This window comes from Oceanospirillum maris DSM 6286 (assembly GCF_000422865.1).
Taxonomy (GTDB): Bacteria; Pseudomonadota; Gammaproteobacteria; order Pseudomonadales; family Halomonadaceae; genus Oceanospirillum; species Oceanospirillum maris.
Genome location: NZ_KE383939.1, coordinates 36,764 through 39,304 on the forward strand (window position 1 = coordinate 36,764; position 2,541 = coordinate 39,304).

Below are 2,541 nucleotides of genomic sequence, written 5' to 3' on the forward strand. Positions count from 1 at the left end.
AACCAGTTCCGTAGCCGTGATCCCAAGTTCGCTCACCAGAAAGAGAAATACGGCAAACGCCACCAGATACCGGGCAAGCCCAAGCCAAACAACGGATCCCAGCCAGCGAGTTCCAGTTCGACCCCATTAAAATGACTTGTATCTGTCCAGCAGGGAACTCCATTAGTCATCGCGGTACACGATACAACGACCAAGGCCAGGCCATCGCCTATTTTGAAGGCAGGCTACTGCAATGCCGGAACTGCCACAAAAAGCACCGCTGCATGAAGAACCCCTCCGCAGCCAATCACCACAAAGGCGCAGGCCGCCAAGTCAGCTTCCCGTTAAATGACAAACGACCACCCAGCTACACCGACTGGATGAAGCATCGTGTCGACAGCCCCCACGGCAAACAAATCTACAGCCACCGGATGTCCGTTGTCGAACCGGTCTTCGGCAACATCGGCACCAACAAAAGACTGAACCGCTTTAGCCTGAGAAGTAAAACCAAAGTACAGGGCCAATGGCAGCTTTATTGTCTGGTGCATAATGTAGAAAAACTGGCAAAATACGGGCATCTCAGCCCGTAAAACAGAGTGAATACAGCCTTAGAACAGGCACTGAAAGCAGCATGAATCGAGCTGACAGACGACCAAAGCCTAAAAAGGCCGGAAACACAGAATAAACAAGCGATTACCGGCAAAACCGGCAATCAACAATTAACAACAGAGAGCGAGTTGTTGGTGGGAAAAACGGGTTAGAAACAGGTTTTTCTACAGGCTCGTTAACTGCTTTCGCAATATCCCAACTTTACATAATTTTAGATTTAGGTATTTATAATGAATAGAAAAATGATAGCCCTTGTTGTTGGGAATGGAGATTACCCTAGTGATGGAGCAAAGCTCCCCAATGCGGTTAATGATGCGAATGATATAAGCCAATCGCTCGAAGGTCTCGGCTTTACCGTCATTAAACTTACAGACTGTAGCAATGAAGATTTAGAAAGAGCCATGTCGTCATTCAAAGATGGCCTGAATAGTAATGATGTAGGACTATTTTATTTTGCAGGCCATGGAATGCAAATTGGTGGCGAAAATTATATAACATGTATCGATACTACGTTTACTGATGAGCCAGCTGCCAAATGGACTTCCTATCCTTTAAATAGGCTCATAGATACAATGGATACATGCTCAAATAAAACAAATTTAGTTATATTAGACTCTTGCAGAGATAATCCATATGAAAGAAGCTGGAGCCGCTCTTTAGCATCAGGTTCCTTAGCACCTATGTTTGCTCCAAAGGGAACCCTTATTGCTTATTCTACTTCTCCAGGGGAAACAGCTTCAGATGGTTTAGGTAACAATGGAGCTTATACTGAGTCACTTCTAAAACATATAAACAAGCCTGATATCGCAATTGAAGACGTGTTTAAAAAAGTAAGAAATTCTTTATCGGTAATTACGAGTGGAAAGCAAACCTCTTGGGAGCATACGTCTCTAACAGGTGATTTCTATTTCAATCTAAGTTTAGGTAGCAAAATCGATAAATATAGTAAAATCGCAATTGCCGATGATCTTTTTACGGTCGTGGCGGGAAATACATGTCACGAAATTATTGAGAAAATTAAGTCTCACAATTGGTATGTTCAAAACCCCGCTATCGATAGACTTACGAGCCAATTACTTACTGGGGCAGACGATGATACTCTATTTGTCTTAGGAAGAAATTTGTATCAAGCCGCATGCGGAAACTCTGGAAGTGCTTTAGATTACGTTAATAATTTCCGCTCTAAATTATCTAACATTGATATTGAGAAACAAATTTGCATCTTGGAAGGTATGCTTTTTGAAATATTCTTTAATCCTAGAGGTGATTTTAGAACTTCATTCAAAACAACAATGTTCAATGCAGTTTTTGAGCTCGATGTTTATCCTGAATACAAGCCAGCATTTGATTTCATAGCAGAAGTATTACTTCCATTTTCAAATAGTTTTTATCTATTGCCTGGTAAAGCTATTGATGACGCATCAATCGAATTATCATCTTCAGAATCTAAAAGTGGGAGTGTGATCGTTAAAGAAGTTCACTTTGATGGTGAAAACATTTTATATGGTGAAGATGGATGGGAAAAATACTCGTTTGATGGTGAGATCGCTTATGACTCAATGAGATACGATTCATTACTCGATAAAATATCAACAGAAATGATGATCCCTAAGAAATCTATATCTATTCAGTCAAATATACCTATAAATGAAAGTTCTAAATTAGAATTTCCATACAGGCATACACTAAAACGCAGTTAATCGGGTAGCCGGAGGTATCTAGCCTCCAGCCCCCACAACACCCTGCATGCGGCTCCGCACAGGGCGTTTCCTAAAGATGCTTAAAGCAAGCTGGCCGATTAGCTCCGACTTACTCCAATGCTGGCTTCTGCTTTTGCGCCAATGTTTCTTAGCCCGGTCGGGAATGAAACGTTGAGCTTCACAGGCTCCTCACTGACCTTCAGGTTCAGGCCTTCACCGTGTCCCAGCCATTACGCTGGGCATTTGGCTACTA

The 2,541-nt window shown here is 42.1% G+C and carries 1 protein-coding gene and 1 pseudogene; both read left to right on the plus strand.

Annotation, left to right across the window (positions count from 1 at the left end; all coding sequences use genetic code 11):
• Positions 1–569 (plus strand): annotated as a pseudogene (locus G517_RS20955) (transposase); the annotation flags it as partial.
• Positions 570–818: 249 nt separating this feature from the next.
• Positions 819–2,288: a caspase family protein gene (locus G517_RS0116975; RefSeq protein WP_028305386.1), complete on the plus strand. Its 1,470-nt coding sequence runs from the start codon at positions 819–821 to the stop codon at positions 2,286–2,288.
• Positions 2,289–2,541: the final 253 nt, after the last annotated feature.

Excerpts from the sequence above, each read along its gene's own strand:
- G517_RS0116975 (WP_028305386.1), top strand. The coding sequence starts at position 819 with ATGAATAGAAAAATGATAGCCCTTGTTGTTGGGAATGGAGATTACCCT.